Origin of the sequence: Cyanobacterium sp. uoEpiScrs1, from assembly GCF_947331815.1 — a bacterium.
Classification (GTDB): domain Bacteria; phylum Cyanobacteriota; class Cyanobacteriia; order Cyanobacteriales; family Microcystaceae; genus Rippkaea.
The window spans coordinates 330,813-351,214 of the sequence record NZ_OX373462.1; the positions used below are offsets into that span (position 1 = coordinate 330,813).

Genomic DNA, 20,402 nt, shown 5'->3' on the forward strand with positions numbered 1-20,402 from the left:
CTTATATAACTGATTTAGGAAATTGTTTTTTCAAAATTGGTATGATGGGAGAGGGAGCTTTAGATTGTAAATTAATTGTTTTATTTCCTCGAAAAACACTCCAACGAAAGGGTCCCAGATGGGCAGCAGACATCCATAATAGGCGTTTTGCCCTTGTCATTGCTACATAAAGTAAGCGGTATTCTTCAGCCTTTTTCAATTGTGCTGCTTCTTCCCAGGCTTTTTTAGGCTCAGGTATTTCATGAACTAATCCTTTGGTGATGTGTTGGTTGTGGACTACTGCTCGAATTTGGGCACGAGCAACTTCTGCTAAATCAAAATCTCCTAGAAATTTAGCTGCATTAGGAACCCAAGGATTACCAGGTAGAATATCTTTATGCAGAAAGGGAATAAAGACATAGTCCCAATCTAGCCCTTTGGCTTTATGCATAGTAATAATTGTTACTTGATTGGCTTTGGTGTAACGCTCTTCATTGTCTTCTTCTACTTCTTCAAATCCTTCAATACTAACAATTTCTCTAAGTATTTTAATAGTTTCTTTTAAGGAGTTTTTCTCTGCAATTTGTCGATTAATACGATCAGAAAGTTTTTGTACTGTAGCTAATTCTGACCCTGTATATCTAAGGGTCATTCCTAAAAATGGTATCAGTTGATAGAATGGCAGTTCTAACTTAGCCTGTAAAAGATTACAGCAGTAATTACGAGCCTGTAATACTTGTTGTTTGTGTGTCTTAATTAAGGGGTTTGGATAAAGAAAATTTTCTGGATAGGTGACTAGCATATTGAGATCTTGAGCCGCAATTAAATCTCGTTTTTCTAAAACTTCTAAGGCTGATTTTAAATATTCTGTAGAGTGAGGACGATCAATGAATTGTAATATTTTAAGTATTTCCTCAGGAATTTTGGAAAATTGTTCTACTTCTCTTACTTCATAAATTTGAATTCCGTGGTCTTTTTTTAAATGAGCTAGACTTTCTGCTAAGAATCGACTTTGACGGTTTTCTCTAACTAAAATAGCTGAGTTATGTTTAGGGTTATTTATTAATAAATTTACAACTCTTTTCTCTATTAATTTAACGGTCTCATATATATCTTCTGGTGTATAAATTTCTAATCCTCTTCCCACAGATTTAGGATTAGATTGAGTATCATTCTTTTTAAGAGGATAAATATATTGTGTGCGAAAAGGAATATTCTCTTTGTTTAAATACAAGAAAGATTTATTGAATTCTTTTCCTTGACTATGACTATCTTTTGTCTTATTTATCCATTGACTATTAACCCAACTTAGAGTGAAGTTAGCTGCATCGATAATAACCTGACTACTACGTCCAGCTTGATCCATAACTGCTAAGTTATTCTTAGCTTCACAGCGTTTACAAAACCAATTAAAATAAATAGGATTAGCAGGAGTGAAAGTGGAATTAATTGCTTGGTTAGGATCACCAACTCGAATCAAGTTAGGTGGCTTATCAACATAATTTGAATCTTGAGCTAATAAGTTAATTAATTTCTCTTGAAGAGGACTAGAATCTTGAGCCTCATCTTCAAAAACAGCAAAGGTTTCTTGTTGCAAACGGTGGCGAATATTGGTATTTTCTAAAACACGTAAAGACGCTAAAGTGATGTCATCATAGTCAATGAAATCTAATGATCTCATTACTTTTTCATACTGTTTATATAACCCCGCTCCTATTTCTAAATGATTATAATAATCTGCTGAATATTTACTGAGTTGTGCAACCTCTCGGGGGGATAATCCTGAACTTTTAGCTTCACGAATAACAATATGAGCTAATTTAGGTAAAACTTCAGTACGTAATACTGATTGACGACGTAGTCTTTCTGCTTCTTCTCCATCAAATTGGAATCCTTTTAATAAAACTTGATAGTAATGAGGGTTAGCATTAATCCACTCTTCTACAGAGGTCCGAATAATACGATGACTGGGAGTAGGAATAACAATGGTAGCCGTGTCTAAATTAAGTTGAGACACATTAGGATTGCGACTAGCAATATTAAGTGCTAAGCTATGTAAAGTTTGCACCACAAAACCTGTTTGAGATAATCGTAATTCTTTCAAACATTTTTTAATTTTATATTTAATGCTCGCCGCCGCAGAACGAGTATAAGTCACGATAATCAATTGTTTTTTTGAGTGTAATTGATGACGTCCAATGATGATAGCTGCTGCTACCGCTAAACTATAAGATTTACCAGCTCCAGGAACTGCAGATATTGCCATTTCTCCTCTTTCCCAATCTGCTAACTGTTGTTGTCCTGGACGTAAACTATCTCGGAGTTTTTGTAATTTATTATAAATTGTTGAATCTAACACAATAGTAATTTTTAAGTTATGAATAGTTTATTCATTTTTTATTGTTTACACAGTATTTATTAGGTAAGTATTTAAGTAATCAATAAGTATACAGAAAATATATTTACTAATTTTTTTTAGAAAGTAACTGATTTCATCAAATTAATTATATAATCATATTGACTAGTTTTTGGATGTGCTTCGGAAAGAATCAAAAACTTTTACTTTATATTTACCTCTTTATTCCTCTATTATAATATTTTAATTATTTTTGTAAATAAAATCAGCTTTTATGCAGTAGATTTTGTTCAAGAATAAATGTCTCGCAATTTCTTAAACATAATTTCATATACTACAGATTTTATATAAAATAAAATTAATATGATGTAACTGTTATTACTGAAAAATTAGAATACTCTAAGTGGTTTGAACAATAGGAGGCTTAAACCATGAAACTTTTTGTCCTGTGTCCTGCTCGAAGTAAAACATTGTTTTGGACAGGTATTGCCTTAACAGTAACTGTTATTTTATAGCCCAGAAACAGATAGAAAACAACTTATTTTCTGCTTCTGATGGAATTATATCTTTCTGGTTTGTTTTTCGTACTATTTTCCAGAGTTAGAGAGTCTAAGTAATTGCTTCGTTCTTGATTTTAATATTAGTTTTAGTAAACTTAAATAGAAAATCAGCTAAGTATTATTATTTAATAATAATATTAATTAATCGTTATAGTTAAAGAGTTCAGAACTCCGTCTCAGTATCTGGATATTATTCAAGTAGATAGAAAAAAATAGAAAAACCAAAAAATAAGTGATAGATACTGTAATTTCTAAAACTTAAGCTAACGGGATTGAAAGGTTAAAATCTATCAAAGTTTACTTGCGATCTATAGTTTTTTTATCTATCAGATAAGATAGATGACGGCGAAAGTTACTGGTGTATATCAATAAGCATTATATTTGTAAAATAAGGAGATTTAAGTATGACTATAACCGATAGTGCTAAATATTTAAAGGTATTATTTGAATCACATATATCTCAATATTAATTCATATTTTTTATTAGAAAACAATAGAACGCTATAGATTAAAAATTGACACATTCATTAAGGAGTAGTTAAATGTGTTTTCTTTATTATTTTTTAGCTTTTATATTGCTTACAAAATATATTGTATAAGTTAGAAATGATCACGACATTAATTATAAATAGATATAAACTATAATTTATTAAACAACTCATCAGCCTAGTTGTTATAGATAAAAAACTTAGTATTCTAAATACCCAATTCAAGAAAGAAATAGTTGATATCACTATAACAAATACTTTAATCTATCTTTAATAATTATCATGAAATTTTTAAAATAAAATATTAGGTATCTAGAGATAATGACTTAAAACTGTAGACTAGACAATAAGGTAGGTTAAATGAACAGCGATAACTCGAATGCATTGCCACTTTGGGTACAAGACCGCCAAACAGTAATTGCGAATGATGAGGGGGTGGAATGGCGCGACGGCAAACGCCCCGATTATTCCCATACTGAACAATTTCTTAAAGCAGAAAGTCAATTTGAGCATCCTAAGGGGTCACTAGAAGCGATTGTTGAAAACTTGGTGAGAACCTTTGAAATGGAAGCCTCCCACAAGACTAATCCTGAACAATGGCTGTCAATTGTCACTGACAAATTTCGAATGAGTAGTAATGGTGGACAGTTTTATACAGCCCAAAATGTATCCGACCAGGGAACTTACAATTTATTTATTAATGACTGTGAAGAATATAGTTCAAAAGGGGAAACTTTTGAATCTTCTTTTGAACTATTTCATAAAGCTTTTCCTAATGGCTTTCTCTGGGAATTAACCGAAGTATTATCAGGACCACCTAATATTACTTTTAAGTGGCGACATTGGGGAACATTTAACGGTCCGTATAAAGATAACTCACCAACAGGGCAAACTATTGAAATTGTAGGTTTAAGTATTGCTAGGGTCACAGATGATTTAAAAATTATCGAAGTTGAACATTATTTTGATAATAGTAATTTTCTCCAGAAATTAACTTCTGCTCATCCTTTTAATCATGGCAAAGAAGAGTGATGGAAATTTATTGTTGGTTAACTAGCTAATTTTTATCCTAGAAAAGGATATATAAAATTTAACTTGCAAATTCTGTTTTACTTGTCCGGGTTAATAGCAATTTGGAGAAAACAAAGTCCATATTAGTTATTATATGGAAACCAGCTGATATAATTTTAATTTGTCAGCTGGTTTATCATAGCAATTAGTTATTCTACACTTATTATTCGTTCTTTTCTGCAGTGACTATAACTCCAAGATTGTTCTTCGGCGGCCACTATGGGAGATGATGTAAATGGCGATATTCAAAACAAAAAAACGATAGAAGAATTCTAACAAATGTCAACACTATGTAGAAATAATCTATCAACTCAAATCTTGACTTCCAATCCTGGTTAATCTATGGATTTTAGCTATAAAAAAAGTATATCAATGTGTAAATAAAAAATAATAGTAAAGAGAGTTCTTTCTTTAATCGCTCTTTAATTATGATTAAATCGTTCTTAAAGATTAAATCTACATTTGTAAATTTAATCTTTAAGTGTTTAGCTATACTTTAGAAAAGTAATTTTTTTTTAATAAGTAATATCAAGTCCCTTGTAAAAAGTTGAATTTTTAGAAAGTACTAGTTCAGCATCTCCAACAAACCACAATCTGTAATGAGTTATTTAATTAATTGAGTAATATTAACAAAACTCAATATTTAAATTTTTCTTAATAAAAGTTAAATATTAGTTACAAATTAGTTACAAGCTCTTATATTTGACCTAGCTTGTTTATCACAATTGTTCCAAGTTTAACAATTTAAACAGAGAGAAAATATCAATAAATACAATTCTATTTTTGACAAAAAATATATACTTAATAAACTAACAATTGTTTATCCTACTTAAATATAAACGATGATATTTTTGTTTAAGGATAATACTACTTAAAAAGTATGTTTACGTTTTATGTTTATAAACAAGTAAATTGTTAACTATAAATAAATTTGAATACTAAAAGTCAAGTCAAATTATATCTCACAAGCGTAAATATCTTTCCTTTTTAATGGCACTTCTGAACTAAGTATAATTTAGTTAGTAATTAATAACTATTAAAGCAATGATCATCTTGCTATTGACTATATATAAAGCTATCCAACTTTATATATAGTCAATAGTGATCGCTTTGTAACGGTATCTCCTTAATTTATCCACTAGTCTAGAAAATGGAGATATCTTATTTGTGTAACTAATTTAGTCCTTTACAGGATATTTTTTTTGAAGTATTAAGATTAGTTACCACTGAGAAAACAAGCTTTTAATTAAAAATTAAGATATTTTCGATAGATCTTTAATCAAGTTTTCTGTTTTTTTCCTATTAATATTATTGGAAATTGACATAATTATCATAAGATAACTAAAACTGGCCTAAACAAAAAATTTTTAAAATAAAGATATGATTATAGATTGCTCTTAATGTTTAGTGACAATAACATTTAAGACTCAAGATAATAACCAAATTCTGATAATCGTGAACTTGATTGTCGCCATTTTGGTTCTACTTTTACAAAAAGTTGTAAATAAATATCTCCCATAATCAATGTTTGTATTTTCTCTCTTGCGGCACTTCCTATGGCTTTAAGCATATTTCCTTTTGTGCCAATAATAATCCTTTTTTGGGAATCTCTTTCAACATTAATTGCTGCAAAAATACGGGTTAAATTAGAAGTAACTTCAACTTTTTCAATAATAATTGCAACAGAATGGGGAATTTCTTGGCGAGTTTTCTGTAAGACTTGCTCTCGAATTAGTTCTCTTATAATAAAGTGTTCAGGTTGATCAGTGACTAGATTCGGTGGGTAATAATAAGGACCAGGAGCAAGGTGATTGATCAATACTGTTTGCAAAAGACATAATCTTTCTTTGGTTAGCGCCGAAAATTTAATCAATGGCCAGTTATAGAGTCGAGCTAGAATTGAATAGCTTTCATCTAAAGAATAGTGATCCGAGGTTTGTTTATCTATTTTATTGAGTCCTAGAATAACCGGCTTAGTAGAAGTTTCTAAAAGTTCAGCAATATATTTATCACCTCCTCCTGCGGGGACAGAACTGTCAACAACAAAGATAACAATATCAACAGAGTTAATTGCAGATTTAGCATTTTGTACTATGATCTTTCCTAATTGATGATGAGGCCTATGAATTCCTGGAGTATCAACTAGAATTATTTGTGCTTCTTCAACTGTTAAAATTCCTCTTAAGCGATTACGAGTAGTTTGGGATATAGGAGATGTAATGGAAATATCTTGCCCTACTAATTGATTCATGAGGGTTGATTTTCCAACATTTGGACGACCAATAATCCCAACAAAACCAGACTTAAATCCTTCCGGTGCAGTTGGTATTGTGGATGGAGAAATTAGCTTAGATTTGTGATTCATTTTACAAATAAAAAACGGCAAACAGCTAATAACATTATAAACAACAACTAATTATAAAAATTTATTTCCAGATTAGATAAGGATATCGAGCTAAATTTATATTATAAAATCTTAAATCTTGGGTTACCTCTTTACCAATCCAAGCTGGCAACTCAAAATCTTGGTCCTCAGAACTTAATTCTACCTCTGCTAAAATTAATCCTTTATTTTCTCCTTGAAATTCATCTACTTCCCAAACTAAATTCCCTAAGTGTATTCGGTATCTAATTTTTTGAATCAAGGGATGATCACATAGATTCTCTAGCATTATTTCTGCATCTTCTAAGGGAATAGAATATTCAAATTCTTCCCTAGTAAAGCCCTTAGTTTTTCCTTTAAATGTTAAAAATGCACAATCTCCGACAATTCTTACCCGAACGGTAGTCATATTATTCTGGGTCAGAATATACCCCTGTCGGTATATTTTTCCTTGTCCCCAAGGGCGCCAAACATTTTCTTTGACTAAAAATTTGCGTTCAATTTCAATAGCCATACAATTAGAACATTCTCCTTATATAAATTAGCAAATAATTTTTGAAAAACGATGGTTATTCAATCATACAAAGTTTCTCATACAGATGACAGCTATGCATGTAAACAGGGTTAAAAATCAGGAGTATAGTTACTAGATAATAATTTGTAAATAGTTTTCATTATATTATTATTAATATAATGAAAACTGCCCAATAATATATGTATAGCTATCTAATTTAATTTCTTTTTTTAGGTTTAAAAATTTTGTAAATAGTCTTCTGTATAATTAAAATCAGAGAAATAAGAAGGTGAAAGTACAATTCACACTCTTATTATTTATTTTTACTTTAAAAGTAAAAATAAATAATAAGAGATTATAAAGATAATATAGCAAGTAATCAAAGTAAAGTAATATTTTTGAACGCATTTTCTTTCATTTATTTTAAAATGGTGAAAAGGTTTACTTAAGTAAACTATGATGTTTTAAACAAGACTAAGACTAATAGTTAAAGTCGTCTAAATTTAGTCAAATATTTTTGCATCATAACTTAAATCCTACCTATGTAAATAGTTTGTTTGCTATAATGACTCAGGTTAAGCTATTGTAGCAAACAACATATAGTAGCAATGTCAGCCTCAAATCCCTATTTTGCGATAAAAATAGATACTTAGTTCTTGTAAAAAAACATTTTTATCTTGACAATTTTACCAAAAAATACAATTTACATCGTCTCAATTAAATAAAATTTCTTCTTGTTATAGATTAACGATTATCTACTTTCTTTTTATTCCTAATAGATAAGAACATAGTTGATAAGATCATTAATAACTTAAACCGCTTAGTAAGTTGTTAAATCGTATTAATTTAATCTTGTTATCATACAATAATAAGGTTAATGTAGATATTTTATTAAAAATTAGAATTTTAAAAAAAGCATAACCTTATAATATTTTTTAATCTATTTACAATAAATTTTTATATTAAAAATTACCTAAATTAGACACTTAATATTACTCCAGGCAGATATAAAATACTAGTGTCAAGACTAATTTTTATCTGATTTAAAAATAAAACTATTAAAGGTTATTGATATAATTGAGTATTCAAAATAGTTTTTGCCAAAGCCTTGTTTGCTATATGTTTTACTTCTATCTTAACATTTTTATATTTTCCTGTTTTTAAAGTTTTATTGGTAAATAACAATCTAATATTTCGATCTTAAATATAGTTATTGTTGTGTTTACTATTTGTTGAATACGTAGTTTTTATTGTTAACATACAAGTTGTTATATAATAACATTAGCAATTATGTTGAACAAGCAGAGAGTTTTTAACAACAATAATTCTCTACTTATTTAACCATAACAACAGATAAGATAAGTTTACCTCTCTGGAGTAACTATCATCTTTTAGTTATAAAATCATACTATGATATCCTTACCTCCTCTCAATTAATTTCACTGTGATTTAATTTATCATCAATTGTTTATTGTCAATTTCTTCAAACTTAATCGACCCGTACCATAATCATTTAAGATAGAATCATTAAGAAACCTATAGTAACATTTCTAAATTTTTTTACCATTTCATTTCTATGTCTCTTCCTATTCGTAACGTTGCTATTATCGCCCACGTCGATCACGGAAAAACTACCTTGGTTGATGCCCTTCTTAAACAGTCCGGTATATTCCGCGAAGGGGAGGAGATACCAGACTGTGTAATGGACTCCAATACCCTAGAACGGGAACGAGGAATTACAATTCTCTCAAAAAACACTGCAGTACGCTATGAAGAAACCGTTATTAATATTGTAGATACCCCCGGTCACGCAGATTTTGGAGGAGAAGTGGAACGGGTGTTAGGAATGGTAGATGGTTGCATCCTGATTGTGGACGCCAATGAGGGACCAATGCCCCAAACTCGTTTTGTTCTTAAAAAAGCCTTAGAAAAGGGGTTACGTCCCATTGTAGTTGTTAATAAAATTGATCGTCCTCAAGCTGACCCCAATATTGCTGTAGATAAAGTTTTTGATCTGTTTGTGGAACTTGGTGCAGATGATGATCAATGCGATTTTACAACTCTGTATGCTTCTGGTTTATCCGGTTTTGCCAAAAATAGCTTAGAAGATCAAGGGTTAGATATGAAACCACTATTTCAAGCGATTTTAAACCATATCCCCCCACCGGCCGGCGATCCCACTAAAACACTACAATTACAAGTCACTACCCTAGATTATTCCGAGTATCTAGGACGAATCATCATTGGTCGCATTCATAATGGGGTAATTAAAGCCGGCCAACAAGCGGCTTTGATGAAAGAGGACGGTAGCATGGTTAAAGGAAAAATTAGTAAATTACTCGGGTTTGAAGGTTTGCAACGGGTGGAACTTGAAGAATCGAGTGCTGGTAATCTAGTAGCGGTGGCTGGGTTTGCAGATGCTAACATTGGGGAGACCTTGACCTGTCCCAATGAACCTCAGCCTTTGCCTTTAATTAAAGTTGACGAACCTACTCTACAGATGACTTTTTCCGTTAACGATTCGCCTTTTGCTGGACAGGAAGGGACTTATGTTACTTCACGACAAATCCGTGATCGCTTAATGAGAGAATTAGAAACCAATGTTGCTTTACGAGTCGAAGAAAGTGAGTCTCCCGATAAATTTGGTGTATCTGGACGAGGAGAATTACATTTAGGTATTTTGATTGAAACCATGCGTCGGGAAGGTTATGAATTCCAAGTCTCTCAACCTCAGGTTATCTATCGGGAGGTGAATGGCCAGCCCTGTGAACCTTTTGAATATCTGGTTTTGGATATTCCTGAACAAGCAGTTGGGTCTTGTATTGAACGCTTGGGACAACGCAAAGGGGAAATGAAGGATATGCAAACTGGAATCAACGGACGAACTCAATTAGAGTTTGTAGTTCCAGCCCGAGGTTTAATTGGATTTCGTGGAGATTTCATTCGTATCTCACGGGGTGAGGGAATTATGAACCATAGTTTTTTGGAATATCGTCCTATTTCTGGAGATTTAGAGACACGTTACAATGGAGTAATTACGTCCTTTGAAGAAGGAGTTGCAACATTCTATGCCTTGAAAAATGCTGAAGATCGCGGTATCTTTTTCATAACTCCTGGAACTAAAGTATATAAAGGAATGATCATTGGGGAAAGTAATCGTCCTCAAGATGTGGAATTGAATGTCTGCAAAACTAAGCAATTGACCAATCATCGCTCTGCGACTGGAGATGAGTTAGTCCAATTGCAAGCCCCCGAAGAAATGAGTTTAGAACGAGCTTTAGAGTATATTGGACCCGATGAATTAGTGGAAGTAACTCCTGAGTCTATTCGTTTACGGAAGATGAAAACTAAAAAATTGGCTAAGCGTTAAACTATAAACTCGTTAAATACCTAAATTCTTTTAGGGTGGGCAAAGCCCACCCTTTTCATCGAAAAAATTTCAGCCTAGCATCATGCGCTTTAAGGGAAATCTTAGTTTTCTAGCCTAATTTGCACTCACTTAAAGGATAGCTTTGTATTTATGTTGTTATTAAAATCATCAAATCCTGTAATTAAAATTAGGTAACATAATTTGGTAAATTACACTGAAATTACCAGTATAGAATTATTTATACAGGATGTTAGGCTTAGAGGAAAATTTTAGTTCATTAGTGATTCTAGTTTTTAGATTAATCTAAATATACTTGAAATAAATTAAAGAGCAATTTATCATTTTAATAAAATTTATAAATAAGAATTTAACAGTAAAAAATAGTATCTTAAATATTAAAAATATCCTCACTTAGTAGAATTTAAATACTCAGTAGAATTTAAATATAAATTTTGAAAGATAAACAATTTTCTATTTTAATTGTTAACAACATGATAGTAAATTTAATTGATGAGTTAAAATATATAGATTAAAATAGTTAATCTAAAAATTAACTTAATGTTCAGTTGTAGTCAATTAAAAAGAATATACCAGAAATTTAAACAATGTCGAAAATATCATCAATATAAACAACAGACTTTTTTATCAAAAGTATTAAACTTAATTGTATCAATATAAATTAAATAAAAAGTCTAAAAATGTTTACTAACTAAGATAGATAATTATCTTTATTGTAAGTATCTAAAATATAGACGTAGGATAATAGTATACTTAAGTAGTTTTGTCCATAGCTAAACTTGCGTTTTAGGAAAGACTTCACTTTGGTTGGTAAAAAATGTTACTGGTTGATATAAGTTTATTTCAATAGATTACGTTAAACATATATCTTCTAAAATCTAATAAGCTATTTTGAGTAGAAAAAGCTAACTTTGACTAATTTTGTTTTATTGGCAAAATAGAATATAGGATGGTATCATTTTAAAATTTTTATAAAATACTTAAATGTTAAGCACTTATCTCATTTATATACAACTTCAAGCTACTATTTCTTTTTTTTTGAATTGGTATTTATTAGTCTTTAGCTATTCATGTCATGAAATCAAATTCTTGATTACGGAATGAATCATTAAATATCCATGATAAACCATCAAAGTTTAAATATTTGAATAATTTCTCTATTTTATTATTGTTTTAATTTCTATTTTTAGTAAGGATTAAATATTCTAAGACACGCCATTTTAAGTTCACTTATTAATGTGTAACTCTTATATCTAAAACAAGGTCAATATCTTAATAAGATATTGACCTTGTTTTAGATATTCTAGGAAAAAGCCAGAAATTTGCCCAGTTTTTTGATGAATATTCTTGAATGAATACTTCAGAATTTGCTATATTCCTTAGCATTCGTCATCTTTATCTCCTCCACAATCATTGTTAGTAATTGTATTTCCAGGCATAATATGAGGGGTAGCGACTGCTATGGTTTCTATGCTGATAATGGTTAGTAAGACGATAACAGTTCCTAAGGCTAATTGATATTTGATAGGTTTCATCATTAATTTTTTCCTGCTCATTCACTCCAATTTAGTTAGTTTTGAGTATTTTTAATCCTCCACTTTTAAGATAAAACGTCTCACATCGAATGTCAGTCCCACAATCGAATTTTAAGGCTGGGTAACATGGAAGTAAAGCGAAAATAGTAGAATCGATGATAGACGCGTATTAGAAACCGTACTTGATACTGACGGCCATTGTTGCCAGTATAAATACTAGATTTAATGTTCTTAAGGCAATTGCCATGAAACCAAAAGGCTGGGATCAATTCCTCAAAGAAGTAGCCATCAATCAAAATTTAAAAGGAAGACTTCGAGAAATCTTTTTAGTTCGGTTTGCTTATGAAAATTGGCGTAAACCGGATACAGAAGTTTGGGGATTAGCCGAAGCAGCCAGTCATGAGACATATAAAAAACAAATGACCGAGCTCTACAGTTGTTTTGCCAATGATCAACCCAATGGTTGCCCTGAATTAGATCCCCACAGTAAAGGTCCTGGAAAATTCCAAGTTTTACGAGAATGGCTCAAGGACATTAAATATCCTGATTGGAAGCAAGTATCAGCAAGTCCAAGGTTTTTGAGTCTTCCTATCACTGATCTCCAAACGCACATAAAAGTTGAATCTCCCATTTATATTCAACGTCCCCCGGTTGAAGTAGATAGTTGTCAAGAAATTCTAAAACCTGGTGCGTTAATCAGGATCAAAGCGCCTGAAAAAATGGGAAAAACATCTCTTCTTAAGACTATTCTCGTCTATGCTGAAGCTTTTAACTGTCGCAAAATATACCTTAATCTACGTGGTGCAGAAGGGGCAATGTTTACTACTCTAGATAAATTTCTTCGCTGGTTTTGTGCTAACATTAGCCGAGAGTTAGGTATTCAACCTAAACTTGATGATTATTGGAATGAGGAATTATTTGGCAGTTTAGTAAGTTGTAAAACTTATTTTCAAAGTTATCTATTGGAACAAATTAATCGCCCTATAGCGTTGGGCTTAGACGATCTTGATCATATATTTGAATATCCCAATATTGCTAAAGATTTTTTACCGATGCTTCGCTATTGGCATGAAGAAGCAAATAATTTAGAAATATGGCAAAATCTTCGCTTAGTGATTGCTAATTCTACCGAGGTTTATATTAAACTTGATGCTAATCAATCTCCTTTCAATGTAGGAAGACAGATCAAGTTGCCTGGGTTTGGACTGGAACAGGTATTAACCTTGGCTAAATATTACGGATTTAGTTGGTCAGAAGATAAAAAAGAACAGAAGTTTGCCCAACATTTAATTGAAATGGTAGGAGGACACCCTTATTTAATTCGTCTTGCTTTTGATGCCCTTACTTATAAGAATATTTCTAGAAGTAAACTTTTAGAAGAAGCTTCGACCCAAGGAGGAATTTATGGTTCACATTTACGCCGTCATTGGAATAATTTGCAATTCTCTCCTGAGTTGGCTGGGGCAATGAAACAAGTGGTTAAAACTGAAATAGGAATACAGTTAGAACCATCTATAGCCTATAAATTAGAGAGCATGGGGTTAATTAATCTAGTAGGAGATCAAGCCCAGCCCAGCTGTAAGCTATATCATGACTATTTTTTAGATAATCTTTAAGTTTTGATTTGATTGAAAAACATTAGTTAATTTCGCTGTCTTTTCTAATATTTATTGCAAATAAAAATCTAGATCCATAACAGTTATACTATACTTTTTTTTAAAAAAGTAATTAACTTGTAATATAAACTACTAAATTATAATTAGCATGCCATCTCCAAAAGAATAAAAACGGTAACGTTGTTCAATTGCTTCTTTATATAAGTCCATTAATCTCTCCCGTCCTACTAAAGCACTAACTAACATCAATAAACTGGACTTTGGTAGGTGAAAATTCGTAATCATTCCATCTATCACCTGCCAGGAATACCCTGGATAAATAAATAGATTAGTTTTTCCTTGAAATGGTCCTAATCCTTGTTCACCTTGGGTTAGAGCTATTTGTGCAGCCCCTTCTAGAGAACGAACCACTGTTGTTCCTACTGCAATCACCCGTCCCCCATTCTTTTTTGTCTGAGCAATCATTTCCACAGTGGTTTTGGGAACCTCTACCCATTCCGGATGCATATCATGTTGGGTAATGTCTTCCGCCTCCACAGGACGAAATGTCCCTACTCCCACATGAAGGGTAACATAGGCTTGAGCAATTTCTTTGTCAGTCAAGCTTTGTAGCAACTCTGGGGTAAAGTGTAATCCTGCTGTGGGAGCCGCTACTGCTCCAGGTTTTTGAGCATAAACTGTCTGATAAAGATCGCAGTTACCTTCAAAATGGTTGATATAAGGCGGCAGAGGAATATTACCCAGATGTTTAATTGCTTGCCAAAATAAATCCGGTGAAGAACTTTCAAATTGTAACAATCTTCCCCCTGTTGTTGAATCAACTTTAAGTACTCTAGCTTTTAAATAAATGGGACTTTTTCTATTCCTCCCTGGAAAGTCGGGAAACCAAATTTCTGAACCAACTTTAACCCGTTTTCCAGGTTTAACCAAAGCTAACCAATACAAAGGGGCTTTTTCCTCTAATAACAGAATTTCAACAGGTGCGCCGGTCGATTTATGTCCGTAAAGTCTAGCATGAATTACACGAGTATTATTAAGTACCAATAAGTCTCCTGGCAATAACCATCGGGGTAATTCCCGGAACACACTATGAACCTGAGACGTCAAACAGTTAACTACCAGTAGTCGAGAACTATCTCTAGGGTTAACAGGTGTTTGGGCAATCAACTCAGGTGGTAATTGGTAATCGTAACTCGATAACAAACAGTCATCAGTCATGGGAAAAACAAAAATTTGGAGAAATTGGGTAGTTTCCCCTATTGTAAAACGTATAGAATGGGGAAGAGTCCCCTATGAAAGTTGATTAAATTATTGTCACCCTAGAAGACATAGAATAATTGATACGCAGATAAATTAGGGAAAAACAATGGACTATATTTATTTTCTTGGTAATGCAAGCTTAACCTTACGGGCTATCGAATATTTACGATCAAATAATAACTGGCCATCTTGTTCAATGACAGTTGTTCATCAAATTAATGGTTGGATTGTTAGGGTCAAGTTTAAACAGGCTTTAACTCCTTACCAGCACGAGAACTTTAAGGCGTTTATGAATGAGATTGGTATCCCCTACGAACTGGAAATCCGTCTTCAAATGGTTTTCTGGAGCCTGGAAACTGGACAATCTCCTATAGATGTTATGCGTCGTTATCAAGTGGCTATTGTTTCTCATGGATCGCCCGATATTAATGACATTGAGGCATTTCGACAACAGTTCACCAAAGGGCTAGGATATTGTCCGGAAACTCTGGCTTAATTGGTCATAAAATATAGTTTCTATATTTTATGACGATAGTTTTTTACTTAGAAAATCAAGTAAACTAAGCAATCAGTCTAAGAAAATTATTTATGGCTTTTAAGCCAAAGTCCAGTTAGACCAACCGGCAGCGTGCACAACAAATATAAATAGACTGGAAAAAAGGAGATAGAAAAATGAGTCTAGGAAAGCAACACATAACTCTTCTATTTGAGGTTTCGATATGGAAAAACCGCAGAGATCACAAGGAAAACATTTGAAACAAAAGTAAGACCATCAAACTCAAAAGCTCATTGATTTTGGGTAGATTCAGTTTTGTTAAAGCAAAATCTAAACTGTAAGGCATAGAAGTTACTTCTGTCTTACGGCATACGAAAATATTAAAACCATTCCTATCAATTAGGAACAAAAGGAGTCACGACACGGTATACTCCACCCAGGGACATTGATTAACTAGGAAAGTAATGGTAGCCGTAGCAATTCTCGCAGCAGGACGTGGAACACGGATGAAGTCGGACCTTCCTAAGGTGCTTCATCAGGTGGGGGGGCGTTCATTAGTGGAACGGGTCCTCGAAAGTTGTTACCTGCTCAATCCATCTCGAAAACTTGTCATTGTAGGTTATGAAGCTCAACGAGTCCAAAGGTCATTGCATCAGGTGAACTCCTTAGAATTTGTTGAACAAAAGGAACAATTGGGTACGGGCCATGCTATTCAACAATTATTACCCTCTTTGAAAGATTTTGCCGGAGATTTATTAGTCCTAAATGGAGATGTGCCTCTACTGAGGCCTGAAACATTAGAAAATTTACTGAGAAGCCATCAAGTTTATCGTAATGCTGCTACATTACTCACAGCTCATTTACCTAATCCAAGAGGATACGGACGGGTATTTTGTGACGATAATGATTTAGTAAGACAAATTGTAGAAGATCGTGACTGTAATGCCGCTCAAAAACAAAACCATCGTATTAATGGAGGTATTTATTGTTTTAATTGGCCACAATTAGCCGCAGTGCTGCCGAAACTCTCTTCTAATAATGACCAAGGGGAATATTATTTAACAGATGTAGTTAAACATTTATCTCCTGTCATGGCAGTAGATGTAAAAGATTATTTTGAAATTAGTGGTATTAATGATCGTAAACAATTGGCTATAGCCAATGATATCCTTCAAAATCGGATTAAGGATTATTGGATGGTTAAAGGAGTAACGATGGTTGATCCTGATAGCATCACTATTGAAGATACTGTTGAATTACAACCTGATGTTGTGATCGAACCCCAGAGTCATCTAAGAGGAAATACTGTTATTGGAAAAGGGAGTGTTATAGGGCCAGGAACCCTAATTGAAAATAGTAAAATTGCTGAAAACGTTACAATACGCTACTCAGTTGTTATTGATAGTAAAGTAGCTAGTGGATGTCGTGTTGGACCCTATACTCATTTGCGTGGTCAAACACAGGTGGGGAATTCCTCTCGTATTGGTAATTTTGTGGAAATTAAAAATTCAATCGTCGGAAAAAAAACCAATGTAGCTCATCTTTCCTATTTAGGGGATGCAAAATTAGGAGAACAGGTTAATATAGGGGCTGGAACCATTACAGCTAACTATGATGGGGTACAAAAACACCCAACTATTATTGGTAGTGGAACAAAAACCGGAGCGAATAGTGTATTTGTAGCTCCAGTTACGTTAGGGGAAAATGTTACTGTAGCAGCTGGGTCTGTTGTAACTAACGACGTACCAAATCAAGCGTTAGTTATTGCTCGGGAACGACAGCGAATTATTAAGGATTGGAAAATGAATATTAAGAAGAAAAATCAGTAATTAATTATCGTCATTGACATAAAATTGTTTAGGTTAGAAATTTTACTTTTTTTTTATAAGTAGTTGTAAGTAAATGAACAATGCTATGTCAATAATTTTCTTAAAAATAGTTGGTTAATATAAATTTGACAGTTAATTGGTCCCGATTAAATTATATCTCGTATTTTTCGTTTAATTTTAAAAAAGAAATCCCTTCACATCAAAAAAAAATCAATCCAGAGCGTGACTAGATAGCCTCTATTATTGCCATCGTAAGTTTGTATTTTTATTTTAACAACTACTAGCTATTTTATCTTCTTTTCTTCTTTAATGTCCGTACTTAATTATGTCTAATATTAAAGAATCAGTAGGTGACATAAAGATATATACATTCTCATATTTAATTTTTAAATTCAGTTAAATTTATTTAATAGTTAATATTTATTATTTATTATTAATTTAGTTTTAATTGTTAACAGAATAATTATTTATTTATAATATTGGGTATTAAATTTTATATTCTATAAAAAAATGATTCGCATAGCTATTATTGGAGCAGGTGTTATTGGAGCAACGATCGCTTATGAATTAAGTTTAATTAAAGGGTTAAAAATTACCTTGATTGATAAAGAAGTGTCTACTATGGGTTCTACCAGGGCAGCATTGGGAGTCGCAATGGGGATTCTCAGCACAAAAATGAAGGGAAGGGGCTGGAAACTCCGTCACACTAGTTTACAACGATACAAAACCCTAATTCCTGAATTGGAAACCCTTACCAAGCAAAGTATTCCTATTAATCATCAAGGAATTTTGATGTTAAAATTTACAGAAAAACAGATAAGACAGTGGAAAGAACTAATAACAATTCGCAAGTCTCAAGGCTATAATTTAGAAATTTGGGACAAAGAAACTTTGCATAAAAAGTGTCCTCAAATTGAAAATAATACGATTATTGGAGCAGTTTATTCTCCTCAAGATTTACAACTCAATCCCTTAAAATTAACCCAAGCTTTAGTTAAAGGAGCTTCTATAAATGGAGTTAGTTGTAAATTTGGAGTTAAAGTTAAAAACATTATTTCTAATACTTTAAATAATTCAAATATCCGCAAATGTTATGAAATTGAAACCACACAAGGAAAATTAGAAGTCGATGGACTAGTTATAGCTGCTGGGCTGGGCTCAAATTCTTTAACTATTACGTCTAGTCGACCATTAGACATTCGACCAGTTTTAGGTCAAGCATTACAAGTAAAATTGGATAAACTACCAGAAAATCAAAACTTTCAACCGGTCATTAACGGAAATGATGTTAATATTGTTCCATTAGGAAATAGAGAATATTGGATCGGTGCAACAGTAGAGTTCCCCAAGAGAACAGAAGAGATTATTTTAGAATCAGAATTATTGGAAAACATGAAACAACAAGCGCTAAGTTTTTGTCCTTTTTTACAAAATGCTAAGGTAATAAAAACTTGGTATGGAGAACGTCCTCGTCCCGAAGGTGAACCAGCTCCAATTATTCGAAAATTACCTGGTTATGATAATGTCTTAGTAGCTACGGGACATTACCGTAATGGGATTTTGTTAGCCCCGGCAACTGCACTAGCTATTCGAGAATATTGGTTCAGCTGAACTCATTATATAAAAATAATATTTTAAGAGAAAGTAAAAGAAAATATATACATTTATTGACAGTCTGTGTTTTAAAAAAGTATTATTAAATGAATAATACTTTTTTAAATATTTGTACTAATTTTTAAAATGTATTGACTATTTATAACTTCTAAATAGGATTGTATACATGTTAAATTCAGTATAACTGAAATATCACAAACCTAAACTATTAATCAAGTTTAACTTTTATACTGGGCTCTAAATATAGAGTCAATAATTGGATGTCTTAAACAAGAAGATCATCTAAAGTAATAAAGTTATTGTCTATATTTATCGATACTAATTTTTTGAATATCATAGAATAATTTGCCGTATTAATTAGTTAAATACTACACTAAATAAATACAGAAACAGAAAATGTCGTAAAATCAACTTCAAAAGTATAATTTTATTAGTCTGATATTAGATTAATAGTTTAGAAGAATAAATAGTATAATTTAGCATTGAACAATTTATCATCAAGAGAATACAAAGGTAAGACAAGTAAAATATCATAAATAATAGTTATGATTATACAAATTTTAAATAAATTTAGTCCACCCCCAAGCGGCAAAAATAGCGATAAACGCTCCGATAAAAGTGTTAAAAACATTAACTACTTCATTAGTTATCCAGTCTAATTTATTCTGTAAAGTTGCTCCAATTAAACTTTCTAAATTAGTAGCAACAAAAGCAGAAAAAATACATAAAAATACTTGTTTTAAATTGATTAAACCAATAAAAAAAGCTAGCAAAGCAATCACTCCAGAAGTAGTTATTCCTGCTAAAGTTCCCTCTAAACTGATAGCTCCTTCAGTCCCCCTTGACACAGGTTTTAAAGTAGTAATTAAAAATGTGCTTTTTCCATAGGCTTTTCCGATTTCGGAAGCAGTCGTATCAGAAAGTTTAGTGCTAAAACTAGCGACATATCCTAAGATTAATAATTGTTGCCAATAAGGAGCAGAAAATAGAGTCATCAGGGCACAAAGTACAGCTATTAAGGCTGAGCCCCAAACATTTGCTGGACCTCGCATTCCTGAACGTTTTTCAGCAATTCCAGCTAATTTCTTTTCTGTTATTCCGATATGAGTTACTGCTGAACCCACTAAGAAATAAAAAATAAGGATAGTGTAACCTTGCCATCCAAGTGTTCCCCAAATTAAAACTCCTAATACCCAAGCATGAAGGTATCCAGCAGTAGTTAAGAATTTTTTAGGTAAAATAAAGGCAATGGCTATCAAAAATAAATTTAAACCATTAGCAATGATCCAAGGGTTTGTAAATTTCATCTTAAT

The 20,402-nt window shown here is 32.1% G+C and carries 12 protein-coding genes; 6 read left to right on the forward strand and 6 right to left on the reverse strand.

Annotation, left to right across the window (positions count from 1 at the left end):
• Position 1: 1 nt before the first annotated feature.
• Positions 2 to 2,338: an ATP-dependent helicase gene (locus OXU93_RS01215; RefSeq protein WP_267384020.1), complete on the reverse strand. Its 2,337-nt coding sequence runs from the start codon at positions 2,336 to 2,338 to the stop codon at positions 2 to 4.
• A 1,405-nt stretch (positions 2,339 to 3,743) separates the two neighbouring features.
• On the opposite strand from OXU93_RS01215, the gene OXU93_RS01220 reads away from it, so the two are divergent.
• A complete protein-coding gene (locus tag OXU93_RS01220) occupies positions 3,744 to 4,415 on the forward strand; it encodes an ester cyclase (RefSeq protein WP_267384021.1) in 672 nt (223 codons plus the stop codon).
• A gap of 1,459 nt (positions 4,416 to 5,874) precedes the next feature.
• On the opposite strand, the gene era is transcribed toward OXU93_RS01220, so the two are convergent.
• Both era and OXU93_RS01230 read right to left on the reverse strand, forming a co-directional pair.
• Positions 5,875 to 6,819 (reverse strand): GTPase Era, encoded by a 945-nt coding sequence (gene era, locus OXU93_RS01225; RefSeq protein WP_267384022.1) that lies wholly within the window; start codon positions 6,817 to 6,819, stop codon positions 5,875 to 5,877.
• A 61-nt stretch (positions 6,820 to 6,880) separates the two neighbouring features.
• Positions 6,881 to 7,351 carry a CYTH domain-containing protein gene (locus tag OXU93_RS01230; protein ID WP_267384023.1) on the reverse strand — a complete coding sequence of 157 codons (471 nt, stop codon included), beginning with the start codon at positions 7,349 to 7,351 and terminating at the stop codon, positions 6,881 to 6,883.
• Between the two features lie 1,576 nt (positions 7,352 to 8,927).
• Between OXU93_RS01230 and typA the strand changes: the two genes are divergently transcribed.
• On the forward strand, positions 8,928 to 10,721 hold the full coding sequence (typA, locus tag OXU93_RS01235) for a translational GTPase TypA (protein ID WP_267384024.1): 1,794 nt from the start codon (positions 8,928 to 8,930) through the stop codon (positions 10,719 to 10,721).
• Between the two features lie 1,397 nt (positions 10,722 to 12,118).
• Here the strand turns inward: typA and OXU93_RS01240 are convergent.
• The gene (locus OXU93_RS01240; RefSeq protein WP_267384025.1) at positions 12,119 to 12,277 is read right to left on the reverse strand and encodes a hypothetical protein; all 159 of its coding nucleotides are present in this window, start codon (positions 12,275 to 12,277) and stop codon (positions 12,119 to 12,121) included.
• Positions 12,278 to 12,519: 242 nt separating this feature from the next.
• Here OXU93_RS01240 and OXU93_RS01245 point away from each other — a divergent pair, with 242 nt between their 5' ends.
• Entirely contained in the window at positions 12,520 to 13,890 is a 1,371-nt protein-coding gene (locus tag OXU93_RS01245; protein WP_267384728.1) for an AAA-like domain-containing protein, read from the forward strand.
• Positions 13,891 to 14,022: 132 nt separating this feature from the next.
• Here the strand turns inward: OXU93_RS01245 and queA are convergent, their stop codons facing one another.
• Positions 14,023 to 15,108 (reverse strand): tRNA preQ1(34) S-adenosylmethionine ribosyltransferase-isomerase QueA, encoded by a 1,086-nt coding sequence (gene queA / locus OXU93_RS01250; RefSeq protein WP_267384026.1) that lies wholly within the window; start codon positions 15,106 to 15,108, stop codon positions 14,023 to 14,025.
• Positions 15,109 to 15,256: 148 nt separating this feature from the next.
• Here queA and OXU93_RS01255 point away from each other — a divergent pair, with 148 nt between their 5' ends.
• The 3 genes from OXU93_RS01255 (at position 15,257) to OXU93_RS01265 (ending at position 19,086) form a co-directional block, all read left to right on the forward strand.
• On the forward strand, positions 15,257 to 15,646 hold the full coding sequence (locus OXU93_RS01255) for a hypothetical protein (protein WP_267384027.1): 390 nt from the start codon (positions 15,257 to 15,259) through the stop codon (positions 15,644 to 15,646).
• Between the two features lie 464 nt (positions 15,647 to 16,110).
• Complete coding sequence (glmU, locus tag OXU93_RS01260) at positions 16,111 to 17,475, forward strand: bifunctional UDP-N-acetylglucosamine diphosphorylase/glucosamine-1-phosphate N-acetyltransferase GlmU (protein ID WP_267384028.1); 1,365 nt, start codon at positions 16,111 to 16,113, stop codon at positions 17,473 to 17,475.
• 510 nt (positions 17,476 to 17,985) lie between these two features.
• Positions 17,986 to 19,086, forward strand: a complete 1,101-nt coding sequence (locus OXU93_RS01265) for an NAD(P)/FAD-dependent oxidoreductase (RefSeq protein ID WP_267384029.1) — start codon at positions 17,986 to 17,988, stop codon at positions 19,084 to 19,086.
• A gap of 563 nt (positions 19,087 to 19,649) precedes the next feature.
• On the opposite strand, the gene OXU93_RS01270 is transcribed toward OXU93_RS01265, so the two are convergent.
• Complete coding sequence (locus tag OXU93_RS01270) at positions 19,650 to 20,396, reverse strand: TIGR00297 family protein (RefSeq protein ID WP_267384030.1); 747 nt, start codon at positions 20,394 to 20,396, stop codon at positions 19,650 to 19,652.
• Between the last annotated feature and the right edge of the window lie 6 nt (positions 20,397 to 20,402).

Coding starts and splice junctions, on each gene's coding strand:
- OXU93_RS01220 (WP_267384021.1), top strand. CDS start 3,744: ATGAACAGCGATAACTCGAATGCATTGCCACTTTGGGTACAAGACCGC.
- era (WP_267384022.1), bottom strand. CDS start 6,819: ATGAATCACAAATCTAAGCTAATTTCTCCATCCACAATACCAACTGCA.
- OXU93_RS01230 (WP_267384023.1), bottom strand. CDS start 7,351: ATGGCTATTGAAATTGAACGCAAATTTTTAGTCAAAGAAAATGTTTGG.
- typA (WP_267384024.1), top strand. CDS start 8,928: ATGTCTCTTCCTATTCGTAACGTTGCTATTATCGCCCACGTCGATCAC.
- OXU93_RS01240 (WP_267384025.1), bottom strand. CDS start 12,277: ATGATGAAACCTATCAAATATCAATTAGCCTTAGGAACTGTTATCGTC.
- OXU93_RS01245 (WP_267384728.1), top strand. CDS start 12,520: ATGAAACCAAAAGGCTGGGATCAATTCCTCAAAGAAGTAGCCATCAAT.
- queA (WP_267384026.1), bottom strand. CDS start 15,108: ATGACTGATGACTGTTTGTTATCGAGTTACGATTACCAATTACCACCT.
- OXU93_RS01255 (WP_267384027.1), top strand. CDS start 15,257: ATGGACTATATTTATTTTCTTGGTAATGCAAGCTTAACCTTACGGGCT.
- glmU (WP_267384028.1), top strand. CDS start 16,111: ATGGTAGCCGTAGCAATTCTCGCAGCAGGACGTGGAACACGGATGAAG.
- OXU93_RS01265 (WP_267384029.1), top strand. CDS start 17,986: ATGATTCGCATAGCTATTATTGGAGCAGGTGTTATTGGAGCAACGATC.
- OXU93_RS01270 (WP_267384030.1), bottom strand. CDS start 20,396: ATGAAATTTACAAACCCTTGGATCATTGCTAATGGTTTAAATTTATTT.